This window comes from Streptomyces murinus (assembly GCF_002154555.1).
Classification (GTDB): domain Bacteria; phylum Actinomycetota; class Actinomycetes; order Streptomycetales; family Streptomycetaceae; genus Streptomyces; species Streptomyces murinus.
On record NZ_MUNF01000492.1, the window covers coordinates 1 to 598 of the forward strand.

Genomic DNA, 598 nt, shown 5'->3' on the forward strand with positions numbered 1-598 from the left:
CCCGGCGCCGACCGCCACCGCGGTGCCCGATCCGACGAGCACCACGCTGGCCGTCCTGCTGATCGGACCCGCGGGCGCGGGCAAGACCAGCGTGGCGAAGTACTGGGCGGACCACCGGCGCGTGCCCACGGCCCACATCAGCCTGGACGACGTCCGCGAGTGGGTGCGCTCCGGCTTCGCCGACCCCCAGTCCGGGTGGAACGACCACTCCGAGGCCCAGTACCGCCTGGCCCGCCGCACCTGCGGCTTCGCCGCGCGCAACTTCCTGGCCAACGGCATCTCCTGCATCCTGGACGACGCGGTCTTCCCGGACCGCCCGGTCGTCGGCCTCGGCGGCTGGAAGCGCCATGTCGGCCCCGGCCTGCTCCCGGTCGTCCTGCTGCCCGGCCTGGACATCGTCCTGGAACGCAACGCCGAACGCTCCGGCAACCGCCGCCTCACCGACGAGGAGGTCGCCCGCATCCACGGCCGCATGGCCGGCTGGTACGGCTCCGGCCTCCCGATCATCGACAACTCCCAGCTGGACGTCCCGGGCACGGCCCGGGTCCTGGACGAGGTCCTGGCGAGAGCGATAGCGAGCCCCCCGAACTGGTGATCA

1 protein-coding gene is annotated in these 598 nt (G+C 73.2%); it reads left to right on the top strand.

The window, feature by feature from the left end; translation table 11 throughout:
* A partial coding sequence (locus CCN72_RS27490) for an AAA family ATPase (RefSeq protein ID WP_244174490.1) occupies positions 1 to 595 on the top strand: 595 nt, incomplete at its 5' end.
* Between the last annotated feature and the right edge of the window lie 3 nt (positions 596 to 598).